The sequence below is a fragment of the Collinsella sp. Sow4_D11 genome (assembly GCF_052116465.1).
In the GTDB taxonomy this organism is placed as follows: Bacteria; Actinomycetota; Coriobacteriia; order Coriobacteriales; family Coriobacteriaceae; genus Collinsella.
On the sequence record NZ_JBQKLA010000064.1, the window covers coordinates 1 to 1,118 of the forward strand.

Annotated in this window: 1 protein-coding gene; it reads right to left on the reverse strand. The window is 70.2% G+C overall.

Features of this window, described 5'->3' with window-relative positions:
* Nucleotides 1-284 precede the first annotated feature (284 nt).
* The coding region (locus tag ACTQ40_RS10525; RefSeq protein WP_441564116.1) for an IS110 family transposase at nt 285-1,118 on the reverse strand (834 nt) is incomplete at its 5' end.

Consider the following 1,118-nt stretch of genomic DNA (forward strand, 5'->3'; position numbering starts at 1 on the left):
TCGCTCATATGACCCAATCCGCTGTCAAGAGCCACAATGGCCCCGCCGACCGCTTGCAATCGGTCGGCGGGGCCTGCCGTTGAACCCGTCCCGGTCCGCCCCCGGCATGTCATCGACGCCTTCGGCTCAGTCTCATATCCGCGGATACCGTTCTGTCGGCCCGCACTCCATTCCTTCGGCGGGGTTCCCCAAGTCTGTCGAGGCGCATGCGGAGGGCTCCGCGCGCACAGCGAAATAGGGGGTATCCCCGAAGGCCGCCCGGCTCGCCGGGACGGGGGCTATGTCTATTCCGCGCCCTCCCGGCACATCATGCCGAGGGCCCAGAGCCACCTCACGAGCTCGGCCGCGGTGGCCGCGTTGGCCTTCGCCGCGGGCATGCCGCGGGCGAGCATCTCCTCGCGCCGCCGCAGGAGCCGCTCGGACCCCTTCCTCCCGTGCATCCTTATCTCGAGGGGCACGCCCGTGTCCCTCGGCATGAGCTTCGGCTGGTGCCGTGCCGCGGCGTAGCACCATGAACCCTCAACGGCCAGCTTCCTCACGAGCGCGTTGCCCGCACCGCTGATGCCTCCGAGCCGCACGGAGTCGCCACTCGACCTCTGACTCGGCGCGAGGCCGAAATAGGCCGTGACCTGCCTTCCGGAACGGAACCTCGTGAAGTCGCCGACCTCGGCCGAGAAGGCCGCGGCCAGCGCGAAGGCGCAGCCCTTGATCGACTGGAGGGCGGCCACCTCCGCGGCGATCGGGCTGGCATCCACGGCGGCCCTGTACTCGGAGAGCAGGTCCGCCCGGGCCTCCGCCGCGGCCTCGACCTCGTTCCTCAGGGCGGCGAGCGTCCGAACCCCGCCATCGTCCTCCGGCCTGACCTTGTCGAGCCACCTCAGGAAGTCGTAGGTCCAGTACTTCCTCGGGTTGCCGGCGGGCGTGGTGCCGCCGTAGACGAACCCCCGCTTTGCGAGGAAGGCGAGCAGCCGCTGCTTGGCGGTCGCCAGGCGCGCGGTCGCCCCGTCGTAGGCGCCGGCGAGGTCCCTGATGCCTTCGACCTCGGGGGAGGGGACCCATACGGGGGAGATGTCGTGGGCGAGTATCGCCTTGGCCATCCTGGCGGCGTCGTTCCTGTC